A 25,822-nucleotide genomic window follows, 5' to 3' on the forward strand; every position below is an offset into this window, starting at 1 on the left:
TGTTCAAAAAAATAGTGGGTGATCTTGATGGCCTCTTCGCGGGCAAGCCCGCTCCCACAGGGGAATGCATTCCAAATGTGGGAGCGGGCTTGCCCGCGAAGAGGCCCGAACATTCACCGAGAATTTCCGAGAGTCGATCCTCTAACAATCAACCGCGCGGAAAAATCCAGCGTCCGCACCGCCCCGTCATCCCCGCGCAACCGCTTGAGCAGACACTCAAACGCACTGGCGCCAATCTCGGTGGTTGGCTGGGCCAGCGCAGTTATCCCGCTACCCACCAACGGATACCAATCCAGGTCATCGAGGGCGATCAAGCCCACATCCTCGAACAGGTTGCACTTGAGTTGACGCAACGCGTGGGTGCAGGCCAGCGCCGCAATGCCGTTCGCGCAAAACAGCGCTTTCGGGCCGGGGCCGGGCGTGTCGAGGAAGGTTGCAAGTTTTGCGGTCAGTTCACTGCCGGTTTCGATGAGGCTGCCATGGAGGGCCGGGCGCAGGGCAATTTGCGCCTTGAAACTGGCGACCCGTTCGATCCGAGAACTGGTGCCATCGAACGGTTCGGACACCATCAACACGTCGCGGTAGCCGCGTTCTTCAAGATGCGCGAGGGCCATTTCAACGGCTGCCGGATTGTCCAGCCCGACCATGTCGCTCTCAAGGTGCTCGACCTTGCGGTCCACCAGCACCAGGGGCATTTCCCTGTGCAGCTCGTGCAATTCGTCACGGTGATGACCGAGGGTGTTCACGATCAGGCCTTCGATGTTGTACGAGCGCAACAGGGCCAGGTGCTGGCGTTCTTGCTCGTCGTCGCGGTCGGTGTTGCACACCACCAGGCTATAGCCGTGCTGACGGCAGGCGGTTTCCACCCCGTGCATCACGGCGATTGAATAAGGGTTGCGGATATCGGCCACCAGCATGCCGATCAGGCGGGTGCGCCCGCGCTTGAGGCCGCGGGCCATCTGGTTGGGGCGATAGCCCAGTTCCGCAATCGCCTGCTCGATGCGCTGGGCTATGGCATCGGAGAGCAGGGCGCGGTCTTCGCCAATGAACCGCGAAACGCTGGCCTTGGAGACCTTGGCGTGTTCGGCCACGTCGAGCATGGTCACGCGGCTGCGCTGGGCGGCGGAGAAATCGTTCACGGTCTGAAACCTTCTTATTGGATTTATAAGGTCGAGCGCTTCGTGAGATAGCGCTGAAACCGGTTTCAGAAGACACCAAAAGCCAATTCGCCGTCAAGCCCCGGATTGTCGATTGTCGAAAAAACACTGACCGGTGGCGTTCAGGCCAGCACACTCAGCCACGCTGAACCCAGCAGCACCAGGCCCATGCAGCGATTGAAACGTTGCATGGCCCGGGGCGAGCGCAACCAGCGACTCGACCCGGCACCGAGCAGCGCCCAGACACCCAGGCAGGGCAAGGAAACCAGGAAAAACACCCATGAAAGATTGATCACATGGACGAGCCGATCTTCGCCCGCTCCAGCGAAGACACTGACCACCGCCAGCGCCATCATCCAGGTTTTCGGGTTGATCCATTGCAGGCTGGCGGCGCCCACCCAACCCAGTCGAGCAGCGGTTTTCTGCGTGCTGATGGCTTCGGCCGGCGAACGGATGATCTGCCAGGCCAGATAACTCAGCCACGCTACCCCGACCCATTGCATGACGTTTTGCAACGCGGGCCAGGCCGTCAGTGAAGAGCCAACGCCCGTGCCCACCAGCAACACCAGCGTCGCGGCACTGGCGCAGGCGCCGAAGATAATCGGCAGGGCGGCGCCCAAGCCGTATCGGGCACTGTTGCTGAGCACCAGAATGTTGGTCGGTCCGGGTGTGATGGACGCCACAAAGGCAAAGAGCAGGAAGGGCAGCAACGTCGGGAAAGAAGAGAGCATCGCGGGCAAACTCCGGTAAAGATCAGTGAAACCGATCTTCACAATCCCCCGCGTTACTTGTCTGGAAGATTTGAGCAGCGCTTGCGGTACAGCGCCGGTGTCAGGCCGTAGGCGCGCACGAACCAGCGGCCCAGATGGCTCTGGTCGGCAAAGCCCAGCGCCATCGCCACCGTTGCCGGTTGCTCGCCTCGGGCCAGCATTCGCCGCGCGGTTGCCAGGCGCAATTGCACCAGATACGCGTGGGGCGCCATGCCGTAAGCGGCCTTGAACGCACGGGTCAGGCGGAAGCGGTCGACACCTGTGACGGCCGCCAGTTGATCGAGGCCGATGTCGTATTGCGCGTTGGCATGCAGGTAGTCCCGGGCCTTCTGCGCCACGCGCGGCAGACGCGGGTCCTGGCCATCGCGGGCGCGCCAATGCAAGTGGCTGGTCAGGCGTTCGAGCAACGCGTCGAGGGCGGTCTGGCGGATGATCTTCAGCTCACCGCGATGCAGGCTTTCAAACGCCAGGCTGGTGGCCTGGGCCAGGCGCGCATCACAGGCCAAGGTGGCGGCGAAACTCAGTTGGCTGTTGTCGGGGGCATGATCGAACACGGCGCCGAGTTCGCGCTGTAACCACTGCGGATCGAGGTACAGCATGCGGTAGGTAAAACCGTCGGCGGTCGGTGCGTCACCGTCATGGATGTCACCGGGCTCGAGCAAAAACACCTTGCCCGGCGTGCTCTGGTGCCTGGCCCGTCGGCAATTGAATTGCTGGACCCCTTGCTCGGTGACGCCCACCAGATAACTGTCATGCCAGTGCGGGTCGTAGGCGTGACCTACGAAATGCGCGCGCAGGGTCTCGATGCCGGTGTCGGCGTCCCGGGACAGGTCGATCCAGTTGTGAGCGTTCATGTTGCACCTGCGGGGCGGATTGCCGAGCTATTTAACGCCTGCTGGAAGGGCGATGACTAGAACGTTTGTGCAGGCATCAGTTGAACAGGCCCGCCGCAATATTGATTGAGAATCCAAGGATGGCGGTGTTGAACAGAAAACCGATCAACGACTGCGCCAGCACGATCTTGCGCAAATCACGGGTCGCCACGCCGACATCCGAGGTCTGCACCGCCACGCCGACGGTGAACGAGAAGTACAGGAAGTCCCAGTAATTGGGCGTTGTCAGGCCTTCAGCAAAGCGCAGCGCCGGCTCTTTGCCTTCCCAGGTGTAAAACAGGCGCGCGTAGTGCACGCTGAAAATCACCCCGATCAGCAGCCACGAGCCGATCACCGTCAATGCAGTGAAGCCGTAGTGCAGGAGCTTGCGCGTGGTTTCAAGGTCTCTGCTGCCAGCCAGTTCGAAGGTGATGGTCGCCAGGCTGGCCAATGCCGCGATGCACACCACCAACAGCACCAGCCCGGCGTTTTCATCTTCGATTTCGGCGATGCGTTTCACGTCGGTCGCTTTTGAACGCACGGTGAGCCAGGACATCAGGATCAGGTAAGTCCAGACTCCGGCATTCCAGCCGATGAGGATTTTGCTGATCACCGAATCGGCCGGAACCAGGATGCCCGCCGCGATACCGAGCGTCGTGGCGGCGGACAGGCGAGGGTGGGTGTGGGTGAGGTAGGGCATGGAGGCTCGACGGGTTGGGGCAATGCAATCACCTTAGCCCAATTGCCCCCAGTCTTGAAACCGTGGAGATCCCTGTGGGAGCGGGCTTGCTCGCGAAGAGGCCATCACCTTCAACATCCCTGTTGACTGACACGCCGCCTTCGCGAGCAAGCCCGCTCCCACAGGGACCAGTGTTTTTTCAGGTGCTTTTATGGCGTTTGCGCACCAGCTTCATCACCACCACAAAAAACACCGGCACGAACACCACGGCCAGCGTCGCCGTGATCATCCCGCCGATCACCCCGGTGCCGATGGCCTGCTGGCTCGCCGAGCTGGCACCTGTGGCAATCGCCAGGGGCACCACGCCGAGGATGAACGCCAGCGAAGTCATGACGATCGGCCGCAACCGCAGGCGTGCCGCTTGCAGGGTGGCGTCGACCAGGTCGTGGCCTTCGTCGTACAGGCTCTTGGCGAACTCGATGATCAGGATCGCGTTCTTCGCCGACAGGCCGATGATGGTGATCAGTCCGACCTTGAAGAACACGTCGTTGGGCATGCTGCGCAAGGTCACGGCCAGCACCGCGCCGAGCACGCCCAGCGGCACCACCAGCAGCACCGAGGTCGGGATCGACCAGCTCTCGTACAACGCCGCCAGGCACAGGAACACGATCAACAGCGACAGCCCGAGCAGGATCGGCGCCTGGCTGCCGGACAGGCGTTCCTGCAGCGACAACCCGGTCCACTCCTGGCCCAGGCCCGCCGGGCCTTGGGCCACCAACCGCTCGATCTCGGCCATGGCTTCGCCTGTGCTGTGGCCCGGTGTCGGTTCACCGGAAATGCTGATCGCCGGGTAGCCGTTGTAGCGGGTCAACTGCGCCGGGCCCTGGGTCCATTTGGCCTGCACGAAGGCTGACAAGGGCACCATTTTTCCGTGGGTGTTGCGCACGTGGATCTTCAGCAGGTCTTGCACCTGGCTGCGCTGGTCGCCCTCGGCCTGGACCACGACGCGCTGCATCCGCCCCTGGTTGGGGAAGTCGTTGATGTAGGCCGAGCCCACGGCCGTGGACAGCACGTTGCCGACGTCGGCAAAGGACACCCCCAGCGCGTTGGCCTGCTTGCGGTCGACCACCAGTTGCACCTGCGGCGCCTCGGCCAGGGCGCTTTCGCGCACGTTCATCAGGATCGGGCTTTTTTCGGCGGCCGCGAGCAAGTCGGTGCGCGCCTGCATCAGCTTCTCATGGCCCAGACCACCGCGATCCTGCAGGCGGAACTCGAAGCCGCTGGACGTACCCAGGCCATCCACGGGCGGCGGCAGCACGGCAAAGGTCACCGCGTCCTTGATCTGGCTGAGGGCGACGTTGGCCCGGTCGGCAATCGAGGCCGCCGAATCGTCGCTGCCGCGCTCCGACCAGTCTTTGAGCGTGCTGAATGCCAGCGCCGCATTCTGCCCGCTGCCGGAAAAGCTGAATCCGAGAATCACCACACTGTCGCGAATGCCCGGCTCGCCGGCGTTGTGCGCTTCCACCTGCTCGGCCACCTGCACCGTGCGGTTCTTGCTCGCGCCCGGCGGCAACTGGATGTCGGTGATGGTGTAACCCTGGTCTTCCACCGGCAGGAACGAGGAAGGCAGGCGACTGAAGGCCAGGCCCAGACCAATCAGCAGCACACCGTAGATCAGCAGGTAGCGCCCGGTGCGTTTCAACGCGTAGGCGACCCAGCCTTGGTAGCGCGCGGTCAGTTGCTCGAAACGGCGGTTGAACCAGCCGAAGAATCCGCTCTTTTTGTGGTGCTCGCCTTTGGCAATCGGCTTGAGCAGCGTCGCGCACAGGGCCGGGGTCAAGGTCAGGGCGAGGAAGGCCGAGAACAGGATCGAAGTGGCCATCGACAGCGAGAACTGCTGGTAAATCACCCCGACCGAACCCTGCATGAACGCCATTGGAATGAACACCGCGACCAGCACCAGGGTGATGCCGATGATGGCCCCGGTGATCTGCTGCATGGCCTTGCGCGTGGCTTCCTTGGGCGACAGGCCCTCGGTGGCCATGATGCGCTCGACGTTCTCCACCACCACGATGGCGTCGTCCACCAGGATGCCGATGGCCAGCACCATGCCGAACATGGTCAGCACGTTGATCGAAAACCCCAGCGCCAGCATCGTCGCAAAGGTGCCCATCAATGCTACCGGCACCACCAGTGTCGGAATCAGCGTGTAGCGGATGTTCTGCAGGAACAGGAACATCACCGCAAACACCAGCAGCATGGCCTCAAGGAGGGTGTAGACCACCTTGGTGATCGAGACCTTGACGAAGGGGGAGGTGTCGTACGGGATCGAGTACTCGACGTTCGCCGGGAAGTAGCGCTTGAGTTCATCCATCTTCGCCCGCACCAGGGTCGCGGTGTTCAGGGCGTTGGCGCCAGGCGACAACTGCACGGCGACGGCGGTGGACGGCTTGCCGTTCAGGCGCGTGGAAAACTGGTATTCCTGGCTACCGATCTCGACCCGCGCGACATCGCTGATGCGCACGGTCGAACCGTCCGGATTGGCCTTGAGGACGATGTCGGCAAACTCTTCGGGGGTCGACAACTGACCCTTGACCAGAATGGTCGCGGTGATTTCCTGGGTGGTGCGGGTCGGCAGATCGCCGATGCTGCCGGCCGACACCTGGGCGTTTTGCGCGACGATGGCGGCGTTGACGTCCGCTGGCGTCAGGTTGAAGGCGAGCAGTTTCTGCGGGTCGATCCAGATCCGCATCGCCCGCTCGGCACCGTACAGCTGCGCCTTGCCGACGCCGTCCAGGCGCTTGATCTCGTTCATCACGTTGCGCGCCAGGTAATCGCTGAGCGCCACGTCGTCGAGTTTGCCGTCGCTGGAGGTCAGGGTGATCAACAGCAGGAAACCGGAGGAGACTTTCTCCACCTGCAAACCTTGCTGGATGACCGCTTGCGGCAGGCGCGACTCCACGGCCTTGAGGCGGTTCTGCACATCCACCTGCGCCAGCTCCGGGTTGGTGCCCGGCTGGAAAGTGGCCTTGATGGTCGCGCTGCCGAGGCTGCTCTGGGATTCGAAATACAACAGATGATCGGCGCCGTTGAGTTCTTCCTCGATCAGGCTGACCACGCTTTCGTCCACGGTTTGTGCCGAAGCGCCCGGGTACACGGCATAGATTTCGATCTGCGGCGGCGCGACGTCGGGGTATTGCGCCACCGGCAACTGCGGAATGGCCAGGGCACCGGCCAGCAGAATGAACAACGCGACCACCCAGGCAAACACCGGGCGGTCGATAAAGAACTGCGGCATAAAAAAGCGTCCTGCTTACTGACCAGTCACCTGGGCAAGTGGAAGAGGGGAGTCGTCGATCTGCACTTTCTCGCCGGGGCGGGCGTGCTGCAGGCCCTCGATGACGATGCGGTCGCCGGCTTTCAGGCCGCCGGTGACGATCCAGCGATCGTTCTGCACGGCGCCCAGTTCGACCGGTTGCTGGCCGACGCGCTGTTCGGCGTCGAGCAGCAACACCTGGGCGATGCCGGCGCTGTCACGCTGGATGGCCCGTTGCGGCACGCTGATGCCCTGGCGGTTGACCGCTTGTTCCAGGCGCACGCGCACGAAACTGCCGGGCAGCAGGTCGAGGTCGGGGTTGGGGAACTCGCTGCGCAGGATGATCTGGCCGGTGCCCGGGTCGACGGTGATGTCGCTGAACAGCATTTTGCCCGGCAGCGGGTAGAGGCTGCCGTCATCCTGAATCAGCGTGGCCTTGGCCTGGTCCTGGCCGACCTGCTGCAACTGGCCGGAACGGAAGGCGCGGCGCAGTTCGTTGAGCTCACGGGTGGACTGGGTCAGGTCGGCATGAATCGGATTGAGTTGCTGGATCAGCGCCAGCGGCGTGGTTTCGTTCTGCCCGACCAGCGCGCCTTCGGTGACCAGCGCACGCCCGATGCGCCCGGAAATCGGCGCGGTGACGGTGGCGTAGCCGAGGTTGAGTTTCGCCCGCTCCACCGCAGCCTTGCTGGCCGCGACGTCGGCGGCGGTCTGCCGTGCGTTGGCCCGGGCGTTGTCGTAGTCCTGGCCGCTGATGGCCTTGTCGTCGATCAACTGGGCATAGCGCTGTTCCTGCAACCGGGCCTGGAACGCGTTGGCCTCGGCCTTGCGCAGCGCTGCTTCGGCGCTGTCCAGATCGGCCTTGAACGGTGCCGGGTCGATGCGGAACAGGACATCGCCCTGTTTCACGTCACTGCCTTCACGGAAGGTGCGCTGCAGGACCACGCCGGCCACGCGGGCACGCACCTCGGCCATGCGCGGTGCGGCAATCCGTCCGCTCAGTTCGCTGCTGATGGTCAGTGGTTGTGCTTCGATGGTCTCGATGCGAACCGTGGCCAGCGGCGCCTGTTCCTCGGCGTTCGAGGCCTTGTCGCACGCGCCCAGTGTCAACGCCAGAGCAATCAGACTGAGCCTGGCAAGCAGATTCTTCGACATGTAATACCCCAATAAAGACTCCCAGCATCCTACTGGGCGCAGGCGAGGGTAGCGGTGAAGCTTTGTTGGTGCTGTGTGAAATTGTGTAAGGGTTTTACTCAGAGACGAGTGAGGGCGTATATCCTTCAGTCCTTGAATTTTATTGCGTCTGTCAGGCCGCCTTCGCGAGCAGGCTCGCTCCCACAGTGGTCGGTGGTGTTCATAGCCTTTGTGTTCACCTCAAATCCCTGTGGGAGCGGGCTTGCCCGCGAAGAGGCCGGTACAGGCGCCACTGCTTTTTTCTGGAAACACCCCATGCCCAACATCCTCCTGGTCGAAGACGACACCGCCCTCGCCGAACTGATTGCCAGCTACCTGGAGCGCAACGGTTATTCCGTCAGCGTGATCGGTCGCGGTGACCCTGTGCGCGAACGTGCGCGGCTCAATCCGCCGGACCTGGTGATCCTCGACCTGATGCTGCCCGGCCTCGACGGCCTGCAGGTCTGTCGCCTGCTGCGCGCCGATTCGGCGACCTTGCCGATCCTGATGCTCACCGCCCGCGACGACAGCCACGATCAGGTACTGGGACTGGAAATGGGGGCCGACGATTACGTGACCAAACCCTGCGAGCCACGGGTGCTGCTGGCGCGGGTGCGGACCCTGTTGCGCCGCAGCAGCCTCAGCGAGCCGCAGACCGCCAACGACCGCATTCTGATGGGCAACCTGTGCATCGACCTGTCCGAACGCACCGTGACCTGGCGCGAGCAATTGGTGGATTTGTCCAGCGGCGAGTACAACCTGCTGGTGGTGCTGGCCCGGCATGCCGGGGAGGTGCTGAGCCGCGACCAGATCCTGCAACGCCTGCGCGGCATCGAATTCAACGGCACCGACCGTTCGGTGGACGTGGCGATTTCCAAGTTGCGGCGCAAGTTCGACGACCACGCCGGCGAGGCGCGCAAGATCAAGACCGTGTGGGGCAAGGGCTACCTGTTCAGCCGTTCCGAGTGGGAATGCTGAGCCGATGTTCAGAATCCTCTTTCGCTTGTACCTGGTGACCATCGTCTCGTTCAGCGCGGCGATTTATCTGGTGCCGGATCTGGTGATCAAGGTCTTTCATGAGCGCTTCATTACCTACAACCTCGATTACTCCCGAGGCTTGCAAACGCTGATCGTCAAACAGTTTCACGCGGCCCCGGTCGAACAGTGGCCGGCCCTGGCCGCTGAGATGGACAAGGACTTCAATCCGCTGCACATCGTGCTTAGCGGTAACGATGACAGCAGCCTGACGTCTGATGAGCAGCAGCGATTGCAGCGCGGCGAGAACATTGTGCGGATCGGCGACTGGGGCTGGCGCACTTTGGCAGTGGCACCACTGAACGAGCGCACCGTGGTGCAAATGGTCGTACCGCCGGACCCGATGGACGTCAGCCTGTTGTACTGGAGCATCAACGTGCTGATCGGCGCGACCATGCTCGCGTGCCTGTTGCTGTGGTTGCGCCCGCACTGGCGCGACCTGGAACGTCTGAAAAGCGCGGCGGAACGCTTTGGCAAGGGCCACTTGAGCGAGCGCACGCAGATTGCCCCGAGTTCCAACATCGGCAGTCTGGCCAACGTCTTCGACACCATGGCCGGCGACATCGAGAACCTGTTGAACCAGCAGCGTGATCTGCTCAACGCAGTCTCCCATGAACTGCGCACACCGCTGACACGGCTGGATTTTGGCCTGGCGCTGGCCCTGTCCGACGACTTGCCGGCCACCAGCCGCGAACGCCTGCAAGGGCTGGTCGATCACATCCGTGAGCTCGATGAGCTTGTGCTTGAGTTGCTGTCCTACAGCCGTCTGCAAAACCCGGCGCGGGTTCCGGAGCAAGTCGAGGTGTCGCTTGACGAATTCATCGACAGCATTCTGGGCAGCATCGACGACGAACAATCCCCGGACATCGTCATCGACGTATTGCTCCACGGCCAGCTCGAACGCTTCAGCCTCGACCCGCGCCTGACCGCCCGCGCCTTGCAAAACCTGCTGCGCAACGCCATGCGCTACTGCGAAAAACGTATCCAGATCGGTGTGCAGGTCTGTGCCGGCGGCTGTGAAATCTGGGTCGATGATGACGGGATCGGCATTCCGGATGACGAGCGCGAGCGGATCTTCGAACCCTTCTACCGCCTCGACCGCAGCCGCGACCGCGCCACGGGTGGTTTCGGACTGGGGCTGGCGATCAGCCGCCGCGCCCTGGAAGCCCAGGGCGGCACGCTCACGGTGCAAGCCTCTCCGCTGGGCGGGGCGCGGTTCCGTTTATGGTTGCCATTGCCGGTCTGATTTCGACAAACGGCCGCATCATCTGTCAGGTTTGACAGTAGCAAGGTGCCACGCTTACGGGTTTCATTAGCCTTTGAAGTCAATACAGGGCGGCGAGGCTGGAGGGACGAATGGGCGCGCCAATAATAAAAACCAGCGGGCAGGGCACGATCAGTGCGATCAGGGACGTCAAGGTCGAAAGCCTGTCGACAAAATTTGCGATGGTCATGCCTGATGGCGGCTGTTGCACCTTGGCGATCCGGATTGGACCGAACATGACCGCAGAGGGTAACGCCTGTTTTCTTGTCGGCGATGCGGTGAGATTCACGATGACGAGCGGGGTGGATGGTGTGCCGCCAAGGGTACAAGACCTTGAGAAGTCGGGCGTCGGCCGCAGAACAACATGATGGCTTGCGGGGGCTTTTTACGTCCCCGCAAACCTGTGTCTGCGTCTCAAGCGCTCAACCGGCCCCGCAACAGTTTGGCCATCTCCTCCAGATCCGTCATTGGCTGATGCCCGATCAGCATCCAGGCGTGCTCCATGTCCGCCCAATACACGATGTTCAGTTCGCGTCGCTGTTCCCGGGCGAAATGGCGGCTGCCGCTGTTGGAGCGGGTCACGCACAACGCCATGGGGCCGTGCGCCGGATCGAGGTAGGTGATCTGGGCGATGGGGGCGCCGTCGTACTCGAGGATTTGCGCCCGTTTGAACTCGGCACGGGGCAGGCTCAGTTTTGCCGGCGCGAGGTTCAGGCCCAGGCGCGCGTCGATGGTCCGCAGTTGGGCCCGCTGGGTGGCTTCATCAGCGGGCAGGTGGTCCAGGGTTTCCGGCACGTAGAGCGCCATGTAATCGGCCACCAGACCGCGCCAGCTGTGAGTCTGCTGACTCGCTTGCCAGCCGAGGAACAAACGGTCAGCCAGCACGCCACCGGCCAGCAACCCGGCCGCGGCGGCCAGGAACCAGCGTCGGCTGAGCCCGGGGCGGGCGGGTGAGGGCAGTGTGGCGAGCATGGCTTGCAGGCGATCCACCGGCGCCTGCCGGGCCAGTTCATCGTAGGCGTCCTTGAACGGCAGGCTGCTGCGATCCAGCCACTGCAGGCGCAGGCCCAGCATCGGGTCGGCGTTGATGGCCGCGTCGATGCGCGAGCGCTGCTCGGCATCGAGCTGGTTGTCGAGATAAGCCACCAGTTGTTCGTCCGAGGGTTTCGCGTTCATCAATGTTCTCCTCGGTAAGGGTGGGGCACCGTGTGCAACGGAGGATATTCGGCCAGTTTCGCCCGGGCGGCGGCCAGTCGACTCATGACCGTGCCGATGGGCACTTGCAGCACGTCGGCGACTTCGCGGTAGGACAATCCTTCGACGTAGGCGAGAAATACCGTTTCACGCTGGGCCTCGGGCAATGCATCGACGCGGCGGATGACCTGTGCCGCCAACACGTGGGTCTGGGCCACGGACTCTCCATCGAACGACAAGGCCTGGTCGGCATCCACCTGGCCCTGGCCTTGCCGCACCCGCTGGGCACGGACTTCATTGAGCCAGATCGAGTGCAGGATGCTCAGCAGCCAGCGGTCCATGCGCGTCCCCGACTCGTATTGCCCGGCCCGCTCCAGCGCCCGCACGCAGGTGGCCTGCACCAGGTCATCGGCGATATGCCGTTGCCGGGACAACAGCAGGCCGTAGCGCCATAAACGCGCCAGATGCTGGTTCAGTTCCGTTCGTATTGCCTGATCGCTGGCGATGGCGACCTCCGTCCGCTCGGGTTGTCAGGTTTTCGATGATCCGTTGATGGCTTCGGCCAGGTCCTGGTACTCCTCGCACTGGGTATTGCCGCAGATGGATTTGATCTGCTGCAGTTGCTCCTGTGCAAGGTCCAGCCGGCCCTTGACCACATAGGCCTCGCCCAGGTATTCGCGGACTTGCGCGTATTGCGGGTCGAGTTTTACCGATTGCAGGTAATAACCGATACCTTCGTCGGTGCGTCCCAGTTTACGCGTGGCGTAGCCGCGATAGTTCAGCGCTTTTGCGGTATTTGGCTGTTTCAGCGTGTCGAGCAGGGCCAGGGCCTCTTCGTAACGTCCGTCCTTGGCCAGTTGATAGGCATAATTGGTGCGGTCTTCGTCAGGCACCAGGCTGCTGGTCTGTTTGACGCACCGCTGCGACCGGGTATCGAGCACCTGTCCTTTCGGGCAGTTGGGTCTGGCGGGCGGCTCGTCATCGCCGCCGTTGGCCAGGGCGAGGGAACCGGACAACGCAACGGTCAGCAAAAACGGGGTCATCAGAACTGCACAACGAATATTCATGGGCTTTGCTCCAGAGCTTCATGGGGTTCAGATCAGGACGCGTCCCGCCAGACGCAGTGCAAGGTTGATGTGATGAGAACACCGCAGCATGAACAATTATTCATTATGTTCTGGCGGCCGATTGCGAACGGGCACGGTTTTGTGTGCGCTGAAGATCACTGTGGGAGCGGGCTTGCTCGCGAAGGCGGAGTGTCAGGCAGCATCAATGTTGATTGATCCACCGCTTTCGCGAGCAAGCCCGCTCCCACAGGGGATTTTTGTTCAACCCAGCAGGCGAATCGGTGTACCCGCCGCCCAGGCCTGGATGTCCTCGATCATTTGCGAGAAAAACAGCCGGTAGTTCTGTTGGCTCACGTACCCGACATGGGGCGTCGCCAATACATTATCCAGGGTTCGGAACGGATGGTGCGCGGGCAGCGGCTCATGCTCGAAGACGTCCAGTGCGGCACCGGCCAGTCGTTGCTTCTGCAGTGCCTTGATCAGCGCCGCTTCATCGACGATCGGTCCGCGGGCGGTGTTGACCAGCAATGCCGTGGGCTTCATCCAGCCCAGGGCTTGTGCGTCCACCAGGCCGCGACTGCGGTCGCTGAGCACCAGGTGCACCGACAGCACGTCGGCCTGTTCGAACAGCTCCTGCTTGCTGACACGGGTCACACCGGCTTGCGCCGCACGTTCGGCGGTGAGGTTTTCGCTCCAGGCGATGACGCGCATGCCGAACACCTGGCCGAATTGCGCGACACGCTGGCCGATGCTGCCAAGGCCGAGGATCGCCAGCGTCTTGCCGTGCAGGTCGCCGCCCAGGCCTTGTTGCCACTGGCCGGCACGCAAGGCATTGGCTTCGACCACCAGATTGCGGGTGGCAGCCATGATCAGCGCCCAGGTCAGCTCCGGCGCCGCGTGTTTGTAGCTGTCGGTGCCGCTGACCTGGATGCCCAGCGCGGCGGCAGCTTTCAGGTCCAGGGCGGCGTTGCGCATGCCGCCGGTCACCAGCAGTTTGAGCCTGGGCAGGCGGCGCAGCAGGTCTTCATCGAAGCGGGTGCGCTCGCGCATGACGCAGATCACCTCGAACCCGGCCAGACGCTCGGCCAGCGTCTGGTTGTCGGCGGGATAGTCATGGAGGAAACTCACCTGGCCGACGCTGTCCAGCGCCGACCAGTCCACCACATCCCGCGCCACATCCTGCCAATCATCAAGCACTGCAATCTGCACAGGCATCAGCCTTTCCTCTTCAACGCACGGGGTTGGTCTTGTTCAGCCAGGCGAGCAGGGCCTGGTGGAACTGTGCCGGTTCTTCCATCTGTGGCGCGTGGCCCATGCCAGGGAATTCGACCAGCGTGGACTGGGGAATCATCTTCGCCACGTGTTTGCCGAGGACGTCGTAGTGCCCGATCTTCGCCTTGACCTCGGGCGGGGCGATGTCACTGCCGATGGCAGTGGTATCGGATGTCCCGATCAACAGCAGGGTCGGCATCTTCAGGTTCTGGAACTCGTAGTACACCGGTTGAGTGAAGATCATGTCGTAGATCAGCGCCGAGTTCCACGCGACTTGCGTATGCCCCGGGCCTTTGTTGAGGCCGGCGAGCATGTTGACCCAGCGCTCGAATTCCGGCTTCCAGCGCCCGCCGTAATAGGTGGTGCGTTCGTAGTTGCGGATACCGTCGGCGCTGAGCTTGAGTTCGCGTTCATACCATTGGTCTACCGTGCGATAGGGCACGCCGAGGGCTTTCCAGTCTTCCAGGCCGATGGGGTTGACCAGTGCCAGTTGCTCGACCTGTTCGGGATATTGCAAGGCATAGCGAGTGGCGAGCATGCCGCCGGTGGAGTGCCCCAGCAGGGTGGCTTTCTGTATGCCCAATGCCTTGAGCAATTGCTGGGTGTTCGTCGCCAGTTGCTGGAACGTGTACTGATAGTGCGCCGGTTTGCTGGAGCTGCAGAAGCCGATCTGGTCCGGGGCGATGACCCGATAGCCGGCGTCGCTGAGGGCTTTGATCGAGCTGTCCCAAGTGGCACCGCAAAAGTTCTTGCCATGCATCAGCACCACGCTGCGACCGTTGGCCTTGCCGTGGGCGGCGACGTCCATATAGCCCATTTGCAGGGACTGGCCCTGGGATTCAAAGGCGAAATGCTTGAGTGTGTAGGGATAGTCGAAACCCTGGAGTTCGGGGCCGTATTCCGGCGCTTGGGCTTGGGCTTCGGCGTGGGCGATGGCGGGCAGGGCGGCAGTCAACAACAGGCCGGGTAACCAGCGGGGGAAGTGGCGCGACATGGGTGAGCTCCATGGAAAATCCGCCGATGCTGGATCGGCTCGATTAGGGCGGCATTAAACACAGGCAATCGCCGCCCTCGATGGTTCAACCCATCCAGCCCAGCGTCGCTACGGCCAACGCGCCGTAGCGGGCACCTTTGGCCAGGGTGACGATCAGCAGGAAGCGCCCCAATGGCTCACGCATGACCCCGGCGACCAGTGTCAGCGGATCGCCGATGACCGGTAGCCAACTGAGCAGCAATGACCAATGGCCGTAGCGCTGGTAATGCAGCCGGGCTTTTTCCAGGTGCCGGGGGCTTACCGGAAACCAGCGCCGCTCTCGGAACCGTTCGATTCCCCGCCCCAGCCACCAGTTGAGCAGCGACCCCAGAACGTTGCCGAACGTCGCCATCGCCAGCAGTGCCCAGAGCCAGTAGCGGTCGCTGAGCAGCAGCCCCACCAACACGGCTTCGGATTGCAACGGCAGCAGCGTGGCGGCACCGAATGCCGCGAAAAACAGCCCGAGGTACGCGCCTGGCATCAATGGGCGGGGTAGTCCGCGACCACCACGTCAGTGCCGTCCTTTTTCAGGCCGATGACCTGGTAGGCATCGCTCATGCCGTCCATTTCCATGCCGGGCGAACCCATGGGCATGCCAGGGGCCGCGACGCCCAACAGATCGTCGCGCTTGCTCAAGGCCAGGACCTGGTCGGCCGGGACGTGTCCTTCGACGAATTTGCCGTTGATCAACGCGGTGTGGCACGACGCCAGGCGTGGCGGCACGCCGTGCTGTTGCTTGAACTCGCTCATGTTGGCTTCGACGTGGTCTTCGACCTTGAAACCATTGGCTTCAAGGTGGCTGATCCATTTTTTGCAGCAACCACAATTGGCGTCGCGATGAACCTCGATCGGAATGAGGTCGGCGGCCTGGACCAGGGAGGACATGAACAGGGCGCTCAGGGCGATCAGACGCAGAGGGTTTCGCATGGGATTCGTCTCGGCTAACGGGCAAAAAAACGCATTCTGACCCTTTTTTCCGGTCAGGCATTCAAGGAGTGTTTCGAAATACTACAAAGATCCGCTATTCGATGATGGTAGATCAGTGCTGTCAGGCAGATGATGGGGACATTACAAAATCGTCAGGTTGAAATGCCGAAGGCGCGTGTTTACGTGATCCTCGGGTCAAAAAAGGTTCTTCACGCATACCTGTAGGAGCGGGGTTGCTCGCGATGGAGGTCAACGATGATGTGGGGAGCCTGACACCCCGCGGTGCTCTCAGGTTTTTCGCGAGCAGGCTCGCTCCTACAGATATTTCGTTATCTCAGCGGTCGAGCAGTTTCATGACTTCCTCCGGATAACGCAGGCCAGCGGTGGCATTCGCCGCAAAGACCGACTCCAGCGCCTGATGGTTATCGCCGCAAAGAAGCTAAAACTCTTCATCGGCTGTAACATGTGACCCCGCTTGTGGCCGCTTATCCCGGGAACAGGGTAAGTGCCTGGCAAGCGTCTTGATACAAACCGGATACATTTTCAGATTCAGGAACCCGCAATGACTCAGTCGCAACGTTTGAAATACTCGATTCTGATCTCCCTGGTGGTGCTGGGGATCATGTTTGGCCTTTCCTGGTTGCAGAACACCGGCGTCATCAGCGAAAAAATGTTCCAGTACATCGCCATTGGCGTGGCGGTGATTGTGGTAGTCATCAATGGCGTGATGCGCCGCAAGGTCAAGACCTGATCCTTCGCTCACTGGTTGCGCAGGATGGCGGCAGCCTGTGGATGCAGGCTGTAGCTTTTGTCGGGGTTCAGGACAATCACGCCTTCACTGCACAAGCGCTTGAGCACTTCGCGCACGCTGAGAAAGGACAGGGGAATGTCCAGGTCCAGCAATTGGCTGTGCACGCCACGCACGCCAAGACTGCGGTCGCTTTCGGCGGCCGTCAGCAGGGCATCGATGACTTTCAGGCGGATCAGGCTGGTGCGCAGGCCATAGCTTTTGAGCAGGATCCGGATCCGCTCGTTACCGTGGCGATCGGTACGCGGCTCGAACACGCCGACTCCCATGGAAGTACCCTTTGGCGCGTTGCTACCGTCCGTTGGCAGTTGCGAGTTGTACATTGCAAAACTCCTTTTCAGAGCCTGATCAGGAAAAATGGGGCGCTCTTACAAGATTAGACGTATGAGCTGCCCAAATCATGAAGGCGCGAATGTAGAAATTTTGTCGACGTCGTGTGATCAGCCTGTCAGTTCGCACGCCAATGTGCGGCAAAACCCTAAATTATTGATGTGAGCTTCGTCCCTACAGGGAGGCACTGCGCGCGTGGGTGCGCGCAACAGCGGCCATCGTTTTTTCGATCAGGAGCGAGCGTGATTATTTCCAGCCAGTTAACCAGGTTGAGCCTGGCGGGTGTGACTCTGGGGGTGAGCCTGGGGTTGAGCCTTGCGGCGAGCGCAAGCGATACGTCTGCGCAAACGAGCGCGGACATCCGCCGAACCAGTTTCGGTGTGCCGCACATCCGCGCCGACAACGAGCGCGGGCTGGGTTACGGCATCGGCTATGCCTACGCCCAGGACAACCTGTGCCTGCTGGCGAACGAGATCACTACAGTGAACGGCGAGCGTTCGCGCTATTTCGGACCGGATCAGTTCACCGTCGAGGCGCGCGAGAACCTGGTCAGCGATCTGTTCTTCACCTGGCTCAACACCCCGCAAGCTGTCGCCGGTTTCTGGCAGGCCCAGACTCCGCCAGTGCGTGAGTTGGTTGAAGGTTATGTAGCGGGGTACAACCGTTTCCTGAGCGAACGTCGTGCCCAGGGTCTGCCGCAACAGTGCCAGGGCGATTGGGTGCGGGACATCACGGCAATGGATCTGGTCAAACTGACCCGGCGCCTGTTGGTCGAAGGTGGCGTCGGCCAGTTCGCCGAAGCCCTGGCCGGTGCCACGCCACCCCAAGCCGTGGCCCGGGGGGCGAGCGCCCAGGCAGCGTTCCAGGTGGCCGCCACGCGCCTGCAAAGGTTTGCCCTGGACCGCGGCAGCAATGCTGTCGCGATCGGCAGCGAACGTTCCTTTAACGGACGCGGCATGTTGTTGGCCAATCCGCACTTCCCGTGGGTGGGCGGCATGCGTTTTTATCAGATGCACCTGACCATTCCCGGCAAACTGGACGTGATGGGCGCGGCGTTGCCCGGCCTGCCGCTGATCAACATCGGTTTCAATCAACATCTGGCCTGGACCCACACCGTGGATTCGTCCAGGCATTTCACACTGTACCGCCTGCAACTCGATCCCAAGGATTCGACCCGTTATCTGCTCGACGGCCAGTCCTTGCCGATGGACCAGCAGACTGTGACCGTCAACGTCAGGCAGGCGGACGGGCAGGTCAAGGCGATTTCCCGTGTGGTCTACAGCTCGAAGTTCGGTCCGGTGGTGCAATGGCCGGGAAAACTGGATTGGGATCATCAGTACGCCTTCAGCCTGCGCGATGCCAATCTGGATAACGATCGCGTCCTGCAGCAGTGGTACGCGATGAACCGCGCCGAAAACCTCAAGGATTTCCAGGACTCGGTGCACAAGATCCAGGGCATTCCGTGGGTCAACACGCTGGCGGCGGACGATCAGGGGCAGACGCTGTACATGAACCTCTCGGTGGTGCCCAACGTCAGCGTCGACAAGCTGGCACAATGCAGCGATCCGCGAGTCGGCCTGCAGATGATCATTCTCGACGGTTCCAACAGCGCCTGTGCCTGGGACATCGATCCGCAGGCGCCACAACAGGGCATCTATGCAGCGGACAAGTTGCCGCAACTGCTGCGCAAGGATTTTGTCCAGCATTCCAACGATTCGGCGTGGATGGCCAATCCGGCGCAACCGCTGACCGGCTATTCGCCGCTGATCAGCCAGGATGGCCAACCTTTGGGCCTGCGTTCACGCTTTGCCCTGGACCGTTTGAGTGCGCTGACCGGGGGCGGCAAGGTCGCGGTGGCGGACTTGCAGCACATGGTCATGGATGATCAGGTCTATCAGGCGGCTCAAGTGATGCCGGACCTGCTGCAATTCTGCGCCGCGGGTCTCGGTGCCGATGCCAAAACCCTCGCGCCACTGTGCGCCAGCCTCAAGGCTTGGGACCGCAAGGCCAACCTGGCCAGTGGTCTGGGTTTTGTGCACTTCCAGAATGTCATGGAGGCACTGGAGTCGGTGCCGGACGTATGGCGCGTGGCGTTCGATCCGCAGGACCCGCAACACACCCCGAGTGGACTCGCCGTCGATCACCCGCCAGTGGCCAAGGCGCTGCGCACAGCGATGCTGGCTTCGGCTGAGCAGGTCAAGGCGTCAGGCCTCAAGCCGGACACTCGCTGGGGCGACATCCAGGTGGTCAGCAGCGGCGGGCAACAGACGCCGATCCATGGCGGGCCGGGTACGTTGGGGGTCTACAACGCTATCCAGAGCGTGCCGCGTAGCGATGGCAAGCGCGAGGTGGTCAGTGGCACGAGCTACCTGCAAGTGGTGACCTTCGACGAAAAAGGACCGCAAGCCAAGGGGCTGCTGGCGTTCTCGTTGTCGAGTGACCCCGCTTCGAAATTTTCACGGGATCAGACGCAGGCCTTTTCGCAGAAGCAATGGAGCGTGCTGCCCTTCACCGAGCAACAGATCACGTCCGATCCGCAGTATCAGGTACGGACGATCCGCCAGCAGGATGCCAAGGTCGTCGCGCATTGAGGTAATGGAGTTTTACGGGAACACTGTAGGCCGCACCCCGCACGGGTGGCGGCCTTTTTAGTTTTTCGGGGGCTTTTGCGGGATCGCGTTGACCACCAGATTGCCGTTGTCATTGCGGGTCAGGTAGACCGGCAGGACCCGCGGCAGGGACTTCACCAGGCCGTTGATATCCTTGATGTTGTAGATGCCGCCGATATGGATCGAGCCGGTGCTGTTGTCGGCGACCATCAACGGTTTGTCCAGGTAGCGATTGATCAATGGCAGCGCATCGCTCAGTGCCAGATCGTCGAGCACCAGCTTGCCCTGGCGCCAGGCCAGCGAACTGTCATTGTCATAGGTCTGGCTGATGCGGGGAGTGAAGTCGCCGCGACGATAACTGGCCTGCATCGCCGGGTCGAGACGCAAACCGTCGCCGGGCAGGTCGGTGTTGCTGCTGACCAGTACCGAACCCTGGATCAGATTGACCTTGACCTGGTCTTCATACATCCAGACGTTGAATTGGGTGCCGGTCACGCGAATCCGTCCTTCGGCGGCCTTGACCACAAAAGGGTGGCGGGTGTCATGGCTGACCCTGAAGAACGCTTCGCCTTTTTTCAGCGTGACTTGCCGCTGATCCTTATAGTTGCTGTACGTCAGCTCGCTGCCCAGGTTCAGCTCCACCTGGCTGCCATCTTTCAAGGTGACCGTACGAACATTGTCGGTGGCTTGGAAATGCTGGTACGCGTTCGGTACCCAGCCCAGGTGCCAGCCGCCATATCCGGCCAAAGGCAGCGCCAGGGCACAGACTGCCGCGGCAATGGCCAGGCGGCGCCACGGAGCTTCGGGCTGGGGGCGAACCAGCGGCAGGACGGGTGCGGGGCGGGGCAGGTCGCCGGCCACATCCCATATTTCCAGCATCGCTTCGTACTCGAAGGCATGGAGCGGATGTGCATCACGCCATTGTTCGAACGCGTGGCGCTCCTGCTCTGTGCAGTCATTGGCGTGCAGACGCATGCACCAATGCGCAGCGGCATCGGTGATGGCGTCGTAGTCGGCTTCCGAGAGCGTGTGTTCGGTCATTGGCTCATCCTGATTTCGTGCATTCTAACCTTGGGGGCAGTCTGCGAGAACATCAGTCATGGCATTTAACTATCAATGTGTAACTTTTTTTCAACGCTCCGCCCCTGGATAGCCTGTTGTCGGCTTGCAGTATCCATAGGGCGCGTGAAAAAAGATCAAAAAAATCATCACAGTGCCATTGCGGCCGATGTGCTGCGCAGATCCGGGATCTGCGCTTTGTGATGTCAGAATCAGGTTCAAGAGGCCGGTGTGACCGGCACCGGGTCCAGTTGCCGGCCCATTTCGCAGATCAGGAACGCGAGCGAATCGGCATTGTGCAAAATGACGTCAGCCCTGAAGTTCGCATTTTGCCCGTCCAGGAATGCATCCCTTGCCCTCTCCATGGTCCTGCTGCCCGTTAACCTCAGAATGGCCTTGCCGACGTGATAAGACTCCGGGATCGAATCCAGGCTGATCCACGATTGCAGGCTGCTGTTCCAACGCGCAAACAGTTCCTCCTTCGGCGTATTCAGCGACAAGGCTTCGCGCTGGAATTTCAGTTGGGACTGTTTCATGGCTTCACCGTAGGCCGTGATCGGCGCTACCAGGTCGCTGAAAGGGCGCCGGGCTTCAAGGTATGCAATGTCCACGGCCGCGGAAAACAGGTGAGCGAATTCGTGTATCAGCGTGGCGGCCTGGCTGTGGCCGTCGACGTTGAAGGGCTCGGTCAGACAGGATTTGTACCAGTCGAGTTGTTGATCGAAGAACCTTTCGGTGAAATGCACGTGGCGCTGTCGGTCCTTGTCCAGGACAAACGCGATGAGGTTGTCCTGCGGGGCCCGGTTTGAACCCACGACAAAACGATGGGAGTTCATCCAGTCTTCATCAGGGTCGACCAGCGCGTTGCAGATGGGGAGGATGGCGTCCTTGATCTTGTCGAGCAGCGCTGCGTTGACCTGGTCGACACCAAAGAAACCTTTGAGGAAGGTGTCCAGCCGGGTACCGGGGACGAATGTGCGCAGTTGCGCCATGTTGTGCAAGCTGTTGAACGCGTAATAGCGCGCCATGTCGATGGCCTGCACGATCATTCGGGCTTTTTCGGGATGCCTGGCGCGAATGTCTTCCATCCCCCGGGCCTCGATGTTCAGCACCTCCCTGGCGACATGGGCATGGGCCAACTGGTTGTGCATTGTCGACATGGCCTTGCCGAAGTGCACCGTATGGATGTCCGGGTCGATCACCAGTTGCTTGTCTGGCGCCGTCAGCAATACGGGGCCTTGTTCCTTGTCCTTGATCATTCGCCAGGCCGGCCCGGTCTTGTCTACGCCGTAGACCTTACCGGCGATGGGGGCGTAGGTTTTTTTGCTCGCCGCATCGAGGTAGGTGCCGTCAGCGCTGTTTTTCATCAGGTTCTTGAGTTCGACCGTGGTTTCGAACGGTTGCAGCCGTGTGCGCAGCGGTGCCGTCGAATCGATCTCGGACCACTTTGGCGCGATGATCGGTGTGGCGATCGGTGCGCCAGGGTTTTCCTGGGTTGCCTGGGCCGTGTCGGTCCATCCTTCGAGCGACAGCCTGCCCAATGAGATGAGTTGCGCCGCACCGGCGATGAACTCCTCCAGCGCAACTTTCCAGTGATGATCCTGCAGGGCTTCTGCGGAGTTGAGGGCATCCTTGTAGGCGTTCCAGAGAAACTGCGCATAAGCGAGTTTGCCCGGCAACAGGCCAAGTATGCGGTGGATGTTGGCGCCGAACAGATGTTTGACGGCCTCCCAGTCCGCCTGGCTTGCCGTGTGTAACTGGCTGCCAAGCATTTGCGACAGCAGTCGGGTGTTGTCGTGGAACAGCTGGGTGAGCAAGTTGCCGTCGATGGGGTTGGACCCGAGGGTGATCTCACTCGATTGCCCAACGGTCGAGCTGAACAGGTTGCGGAAGGCGGACTGCTCGCTGTCCGGCAGGCGCCGTAGCAACATGTCCTGCAAGGGCCCCGGTGTGTTCAGCGCCGAGACAACGCTGGCCTCAGTGTCGAATTCGATAAAAGGCGAGCCGCCAGGGTGGTAAGGGGCATACAGGACCTGCGGCCCGGCCTTTGCGTTGCCGGGGCTCACCAGGTACAGGCCCAACGCTTTGACCGCGGCGGCGCCGGTGGTCTTGATCAGCTCCAGAGGTCGGGCAATCGCGTGTGCTCCCTGCACGGCTGCCCGGGCCGTGGCGTCCGGCATGTCGAGCACCTGTCGAAGCAAATCGAACGCGCAGCCGGATAGCCTTTGCAACAGCTTCAGCTCGTGGGCGTGTTGCAGCAGTTGCCAGGGCAGTTGCTTGACGAAGCGCTGCATCCGGCTTTGAGCATCGGCCGTTGCACTGGACAATGTCTGCGTTACCTGTGCTGCGTAGCTTTGCACAATGTTCAATGACTGCAGCAGTTGACGGACCGCGGCCTGGTCCAGCCCCTCGGGCAGCGCCTGGGAGGTTGTCGGGGAAACCTGGAATCCGGAGCCTTGCGCGGCATTGACATGGTTCAGGGCGAACTCGGTAAGGCTGCGGGCGGGACCGGTCAGGTTGAGGTCGGGGATGATTTGAATATCGTCGGGGTCCAGCGTAATGGCCGGGAAGCGATTGCCGAGCAACGTCGTCAGCCGTTCATGCACATACGACCTGAGGGGAGTGATCCCGTGCAGGTAGTCTTTGTCCTCCTCGACGCTGTTGCGGTATTGCTCCAGCAGTTCAACGTGCAGCCGCTGATCTTCAAGCGGGGCCATGCCAAGCCATGTGGGCAGTGACTGTTGCAGGGTGATCGCCCGGGCGATCGAGGTGGCTCTGCGCAAATGGGTGTTGATCCCGGCGGTGGTCAGCGCTTTCAGCGCCTTTTTCTGCTTCGTGTCGCTCAGTTCCAGGCTGCGCGCGTGTTCGCAGCGAGCCAGAAAGTGATCGATGGATGAGCGTGCGACCTGCTCCAGTACTGACCCCTCGATCAGCCGCAGCGCACCCAGTGAGTAGCGTTGGTGGAATTGGCGTTGGCTCGGGGTGAGGTTTTCCAGTAGCGCCATGCGTTGTTGCGGGTCGAGCAGGCGCCGGTTCAGTTCTTGCCTGGCACGGCTGATGTTGTCAAACACCTCCAGCCCCTCGGCGGGCGTCCACAGAATCGTTCGGCCGGAATGCGAGGGATCGAGTCCGCCGCGCTCGGTCAGGAGCAGGCAATGGGCCAGCGGCAGGACATCCCGCACACCGGAGCACTCAAGGGTCAGTGAATAGGCATCGGGTCGGAAGCCCTTCAACGAGCGACGGTTATGTCTTTCGGCCTGATCCGGGTTGAACACTGTATCGACGATGGCCCGGTCCGCATCCGTCAATGTCGCGCTGAGGGTGCGCAGGCTTGCCTCGCCGCGGATGCCGACGGAAAGTGCATGGGCCAGGCGTGGCTGCAGGTTTTCCAGGTAGACCCGCTGCAGCGCCAGTGAAGCGATCGGTTGTGCGGCGAAGTCGGCGTTGATCAGCGTTTCGATGTCACTGAAGCTCTTGACGAACGCTGCCGCCGTATCGGCCAGCACCATGGACGGATGCTGGTCGCCAGACAACACCGGCCGCGTGCTCCAGCGTCCGTCAGTCTCCAGCTTCAGCAGCCGCTCGTTGATCATCGAACGGATATCCAGCGCCTTGTCGAACAGGGCGTGGATGTCGACGGCACCGTCACTGTGGCGGAACACCTGCAGGCTGTATTCCGTGTTCTGCAGTTGCTTGGTGACGATGGCGTCGAAGAGCTTGCTGAAGATCGCGCCGGAGATCGCTTCCCCGGTCACATTCGGCCGGTCAAAACCAATGAATCGCTGGCGTTCGTCCAGGCTCAGCAGGCCATAGAGTTCGTCCTCGTGACCGGCCGCGCCGAACTTGCTCCGCACGGTATCGCGCAAGTCCTGATAGTCCTTGAGCACCTGCAAACCTTCGGTGGGCGTGTAGAGAAACCCATGACTGGCGCTGACCATCAGTGAACCGGCCAACTCAACATAGTTGGCCTGGTACTCCCACAGGCGCACGGTTTCGACCGTCATCGATGTGTTCGTCCGGCTGGCCGTCGAGATCAACGCGTGCAGGTCCTGGCTTTGCTCCGCAGTGATGATCCCGGCTTCGCGCTTGAGCAGCAGTTGCACGCGCGCCTGATCGGCGATGGCCCGGCCGAAGAGTGCGCGACGCGAGGGGCCATTGGCGCTTGCCGCGTTCCAGTATTGTTCGAGCTGCCCGATCAGCAGGCTGAGCAGTTTGCGCGAGACAGTCGTGACCGCCGTTTCCCAGTGTCCCTGGTCTGCGTTTGCCGGGGACTTTTTCGGGTGGGAAAATTCATGGGTCTGCCCGGATGGCCAACGCTGATGGCGATAGTGCAGGAGCACGGCGTCACTCAGCGACAGGGAATTGACCCAAGGTCGCGCCGGATGACTTGCGTCCTCGTTCCCTGCAGTCGCTGCCAGATAGAAATTCACCCGGGTCTGGCTCTGATCCACGCCGGGAAAAGACGCGGTCAGTTGTTCAGCCAGCAAAGCATCGAGCAGCGACGTCAGGGACGGTAGCGCCTTGAGTTCATCGAGCAGGGCCTGGTCGTTGAGTTGTTGATGGCGGGAAAGGGTGGTGCGCTGGTCCTCGAACACGTCGCCCTCAATGGTCTGATATTCCAGCCCGATATCGTCGGCAGCCACCACCGTCTTGCGTTGTGACAGCGCCATGAGGGCCAGCAGTTCATCGTCTTCGTCGGCTGCTTTGAGTTGTGCTGCCAGATGTTCGGTCAGGACCGAGCGGCTGGCGAGTTTCTGTATACCGGCGTACGGGGTGTAGAGAATCACGCCGTTGTCATCCGGTGTCGCGGTCAGCAAAAAACTGCCGGCCAGCGCCAGGGGTTCCTGGCCAGGGACCTTCAAAAGGATTTTTTTCGCCAGCATGGGCGGCGTCTGCTCATCGCGCAGTACCTGGCTGGCCAGTTCGATGTGGCGCAACCATTCGAAATCCTTTTGCGTCAGCCCGTGGGTTTGGCCCAGCTCTCGCCAGAGACCGGGCAACGTCAGTGCTTCGGGGAAAAACAGCGGAGTTACGGGTGTAGACATCGTCGAGTCTCGCTCAAGGTGCCACTCAAGGGCGCCTGTGGGTTGAGCATCGAGACTAAAAGCCAGTGCGTTGACGCAGGTGGTAAATAGATAACGCACGGGGCGTGGGCATTGGTGACACGGATATACCTCATCGCCCCCTGAGCGAAAGGTTGACAGGTCGCTCGTCGCGCGTTGTTAATCGGCGGGTCTTTGTACGCTGTTGTTCCCTC

At 61.6% G+C, this 25,822-nt stretch carries 21 protein-coding genes; 5 read left to right on the forward strand and 16 right to left on the reverse strand.

Annotated elements, in window-relative coordinates:
• Positions 1-113: 113 nt before the first annotated feature.
• From BSF40_RS21500 to BSF40_RS21525, 6 genes are all read right to left on the reverse strand, one after another.
• Positions 114-1,139 (reverse strand): LacI family DNA-binding transcriptional regulator, encoded by a 1,026-nt coding sequence (locus BSF40_RS21500; RefSeq protein WP_095966646.1) that lies wholly within the window; start codon positions 1,137-1,139, stop codon positions 114-116.
• A 140-nt stretch (positions 1,140-1,279) separates the two neighbouring features.
• Positions 1,280-1,888: a LysE family translocator gene (locus tag BSF40_RS21505; RefSeq protein ID WP_095966647.1), complete on the reverse strand. Its 609-nt coding sequence runs from the start codon at positions 1,886-1,888 to the stop codon at positions 1,280-1,282.
• A gap of 53 nt (positions 1,889-1,941) precedes the next feature.
• The gene (locus BSF40_RS21510) at positions 1,942-2,781 is read right to left on the reverse strand and encodes an AraC family transcriptional regulator (RefSeq protein WP_095966648.1); all 840 of its coding nucleotides are present in this window, start codon (positions 2,779-2,781) and stop codon (positions 1,942-1,944) included.
• Between the two features lie 76 nt (positions 2,782-2,857).
• Positions 2,858-3,499: a DUF1345 domain-containing protein gene (locus BSF40_RS21515; RefSeq protein WP_095966649.1), complete on the reverse strand. Its 642-nt coding sequence runs from the start codon at positions 3,497-3,499 to the stop codon at positions 2,858-2,860.
• Between the two features lie 178 nt (positions 3,500-3,677).
• Positions 3,678-6,776 (reverse strand): efflux RND transporter permease subunit, encoded by a 3,099-nt coding sequence (locus BSF40_RS21520; RefSeq protein WP_095966650.1) that lies wholly within the window; start codon positions 6,774-6,776, stop codon positions 3,678-3,680.
• 15 nt (positions 6,777-6,791) lie between these two features.
• Entirely contained in the window at positions 6,792-7,949 is a 1,158-nt protein-coding gene (locus BSF40_RS21525) for an efflux RND transporter periplasmic adaptor subunit (RefSeq protein ID WP_095966651.1), read from the reverse strand.
• A 294-nt stretch (positions 7,950-8,243) separates the two neighbouring features.
• Between BSF40_RS21525 and BSF40_RS21530 the strand changes: the two genes are divergently transcribed.
• The 3 genes from BSF40_RS21530 to BSF40_RS21540 all read left to right on the forward strand — a co-directional run bounded on the left by BSF40_RS21530 (position 8,244) and on the right by BSF40_RS21540 (position 10,634).
• On the forward strand, positions 8,244-8,945 hold the full coding sequence (locus BSF40_RS21530; RefSeq protein ID WP_095966652.1) for a response regulator transcription factor: 702 nt from the start codon (positions 8,244-8,246) through the stop codon (positions 8,943-8,945).
• Positions 8,946-8,949: 4 nt separating this feature from the next.
• Entirely contained in the window at positions 8,950-10,248 is a 1,299-nt protein-coding gene (locus BSF40_RS21535) for an ATP-binding protein (RefSeq protein WP_095966653.1), read from the forward strand.
• Between the two features lie 110 nt (positions 10,249-10,358).
• Positions 10,359-10,634 carry a hypothetical protein gene (locus tag BSF40_RS21540; protein WP_095966654.1) on the forward strand — a complete coding sequence of 92 codons (276 nt, stop codon included), beginning with the start codon at positions 10,359-10,361 and terminating at the stop codon, positions 10,632-10,634.
• A 46-nt stretch (positions 10,635-10,680) separates the two neighbouring features.
• Here the strand turns inward: BSF40_RS21540 and BSF40_RS21545 are convergent, their stop codons facing one another.
• From BSF40_RS21545 to BSF40_RS21575, 7 genes are all read right to left on the reverse strand, one after another.
• The gene (locus tag BSF40_RS21545; RefSeq protein WP_095966655.1) at positions 10,681-11,442 is read right to left on the reverse strand and encodes an anti-sigma factor; all 762 of its coding nucleotides are present in this window, start codon (positions 11,440-11,442) and stop codon (positions 10,681-10,683) included.
• Entirely contained in the window at positions 11,442-11,924 is a 483-nt protein-coding gene (locus tag BSF40_RS21550; RefSeq protein ID WP_310650742.1) for an RNA polymerase sigma factor, read from the reverse strand. The genes BSF40_RS21545 and BSF40_RS21550 overlap by 1 nt, the downstream gene beginning before the upstream one ends.
• Positions 11,925-11,990: 66 nt before the next feature.
• Entirely contained in the window at positions 11,991-12,527 is a 537-nt protein-coding gene (locus tag BSF40_RS21555; protein ID WP_095966656.1) for a tetratricopeptide repeat protein, read from the reverse strand.
• A gap of 261 nt (positions 12,528-12,788) precedes the next feature.
• A complete protein-coding gene (locus BSF40_RS21560; RefSeq protein WP_095966657.1) occupies positions 12,789-13,742 on the reverse strand; it encodes a D-2-hydroxyacid dehydrogenase family protein in 954 nt (317 codons plus the stop codon).
• A 13-nt stretch (positions 13,743-13,755) separates the two neighbouring features.
• The gene (locus BSF40_RS21565) at positions 13,756-14,793 is read right to left on the reverse strand and encodes an alpha/beta fold hydrolase (RefSeq protein ID WP_095966658.1); all 1,038 of its coding nucleotides are present in this window, start codon (positions 14,791-14,793) and stop codon (positions 13,756-13,758) included.
• 85 nt (positions 14,794-14,878) lie between these two features.
• Positions 14,879-15,313 (reverse strand): YqaA family protein, encoded by a 435-nt coding sequence (locus BSF40_RS21570; protein WP_095966659.1) that lies wholly within the window; start codon positions 15,311-15,313, stop codon positions 14,879-14,881.
• The gene (locus BSF40_RS21575; protein WP_095966660.1) at positions 15,313-15,759 is read right to left on the reverse strand and encodes a DUF411 domain-containing protein; all 447 of its coding nucleotides are present in this window, start codon (positions 15,757-15,759) and stop codon (positions 15,313-15,315) included. Before BSF40_RS21575 ends, BSF40_RS21570 begins: the two co-directional genes overlap by 1 nt.
• 562 nt (positions 15,760-16,321) lie before the next feature.
• On the opposite strand from BSF40_RS21575, the gene BSF40_RS21580 reads away from it, so the two are divergent.
• Positions 16,322-16,510 (forward strand): hypothetical protein, encoded by a 189-nt coding sequence (locus tag BSF40_RS21580; protein WP_015094967.1) that lies wholly within the window; start codon positions 16,322-16,324, stop codon positions 16,508-16,510.
• An 8-nt stretch (positions 16,511-16,518) separates the two neighbouring features.
• On the opposite strand, the gene BSF40_RS21585 is transcribed toward BSF40_RS21580, so the two are convergent.
• Positions 16,519-16,890: a hypothetical protein gene (locus tag BSF40_RS21585; RefSeq protein ID WP_015094968.1), complete on the reverse strand. Its 372-nt coding sequence runs from the start codon at positions 16,888-16,890 to the stop codon at positions 16,519-16,521.
• Between the two features lie 249 nt (positions 16,891-17,139).
• Here BSF40_RS21585 and BSF40_RS21590 point away from each other — a divergent pair, with 249 nt between their 5' ends.
• Entirely contained in the window at positions 17,140-19,488 is a 2,349-nt protein-coding gene (locus BSF40_RS21590; RefSeq protein ID WP_095966661.1) for an acylase, read from the forward strand.
• Between the two features lie 57 nt (positions 19,489-19,545).
• Here the strand turns inward: BSF40_RS21590 and BSF40_RS21595 are convergent, their stop codons facing one another.
• The gene (locus BSF40_RS21595) at positions 19,546-20,547 is read right to left on the reverse strand and encodes a FecR family protein (RefSeq protein ID WP_095966662.1); all 1,002 of its coding nucleotides are present in this window, start codon (positions 20,545-20,547) and stop codon (positions 19,546-19,548) included.
• 236 nt (positions 20,548-20,783) lie between these two features.
• Entirely contained in the window at positions 20,784-25,610 is a 4,827-nt protein-coding gene (locus tag BSF40_RS21600; RefSeq protein WP_095966663.1) for a DUF6543 domain-containing protein, read from the reverse strand.
• Positions 25,611-25,822: the final 212 nt, after the last annotated feature.

It is taken from the genome of Pseudomonas sp. ACN5 (assembly GCF_002303975.1).
Classification (GTDB): Bacteria; Pseudomonadota; Gammaproteobacteria; order Pseudomonadales; family Pseudomonadaceae; genus Aquipseudomonas; species Aquipseudomonas laurylsulfatiphila.

Excerpts from the sequence above, each read along its gene's own strand:
- BSF40_RS21505 (WP_095966647.1), bottom strand. The coding sequence starts at position 1,888 with ATGCTCTCTTCTTTCCCGACGTTGCTGCCCTTCCTGCTCTTTGCCTTT.
- BSF40_RS21510 (WP_095966648.1), bottom strand. The coding sequence starts at position 2,781 with ATGAACGCTCACAACTGGATCGACCTGTCCCGGGACGCCGACACCGGC.
- BSF40_RS21515 (WP_095966649.1), bottom strand. The coding sequence starts at position 3,499 with ATGCCCTACCTCACCCACACCCACCCTCGCCTGTCCGCCGCCACGACG.
- BSF40_RS21520 (WP_095966650.1), bottom strand. The coding sequence starts at position 6,776 with ATGCCGCAGTTCTTTATCGACCGCCCGGTGTTTGCCTGGGTGGTCGCG.
- BSF40_RS21525 (WP_095966651.1), bottom strand. The coding sequence starts at position 7,949 with ATGTCGAAGAATCTGCTTGCCAGGCTCAGTCTGATTGCTCTGGCGTTG.
- BSF40_RS21530 (WP_095966652.1), top strand. The coding sequence starts at position 8,244 with ATGCCCAACATCCTCCTGGTCGAAGACGACACCGCCCTCGCCGAACTG.
- BSF40_RS21535 (WP_095966653.1), top strand. The coding sequence starts at position 8,950 with ATGTTCAGAATCCTCTTTCGCTTGTACCTGGTGACCATCGTCTCGTTC.
- BSF40_RS21540 (WP_095966654.1), top strand. The coding sequence starts at position 10,359 with ATGGGCGCGCCAATAATAAAAACCAGCGGGCAGGGCACGATCAGTGCG.
- BSF40_RS21545 (WP_095966655.1), bottom strand. The coding sequence starts at position 11,442 with ATGAACGCGAAACCCTCGGACGAACAACTGGTGGCTTATCTCGACAAC.
- BSF40_RS21555 (WP_095966656.1), bottom strand. The coding sequence starts at position 12,527 with ATGAATATTCGTTGTGCAGTTCTGATGACCCCGTTTTTGCTGACCGTT.
- BSF40_RS21560 (WP_095966657.1), bottom strand. The coding sequence starts at position 13,742 with ATGCCTGTGCAGATTGCAGTGCTTGATGATTGGCAGGATGTGGCGCGG.
- BSF40_RS21565 (WP_095966658.1), bottom strand. The coding sequence starts at position 14,793 with ATGTCGCGCCACTTCCCCCGCTGGTTACCCGGCCTGTTGTTGACTGCC.
- BSF40_RS21570 (WP_095966659.1), bottom strand. The coding sequence starts at position 15,313 with ATGCCAGGCGCGTACCTCGGGCTGTTTTTCGCGGCATTCGGTGCCGCC.
- BSF40_RS21575 (WP_095966660.1), bottom strand. The coding sequence starts at position 15,759 with ATGCGAAACCCTCTGCGTCTGATCGCCCTGAGCGCCCTGTTCATGTCC.
- BSF40_RS21580 (WP_015094967.1), top strand. The coding sequence starts at position 16,322 with ATGACTCAGTCGCAACGTTTGAAATACTCGATTCTGATCTCCCTGGTG.
- BSF40_RS21585 (WP_015094968.1), bottom strand. The coding sequence starts at position 16,890 with ATGTACAACTCGCAACTGCCAACGGACGGTAGCAACGCGCCAAAGGGT.
- BSF40_RS21595 (WP_095966662.1), bottom strand. The coding sequence starts at position 20,547 with ATGACCGAACACACGCTCTCGGAAGCCGACTACGACGCCATCACCGAT.
- BSF40_RS21600 (WP_095966663.1), bottom strand. The coding sequence starts at position 25,610 with ATGTCTACACCCGTAACTCCGCTGTTTTTCCCCGAAGCACTGACGTTG.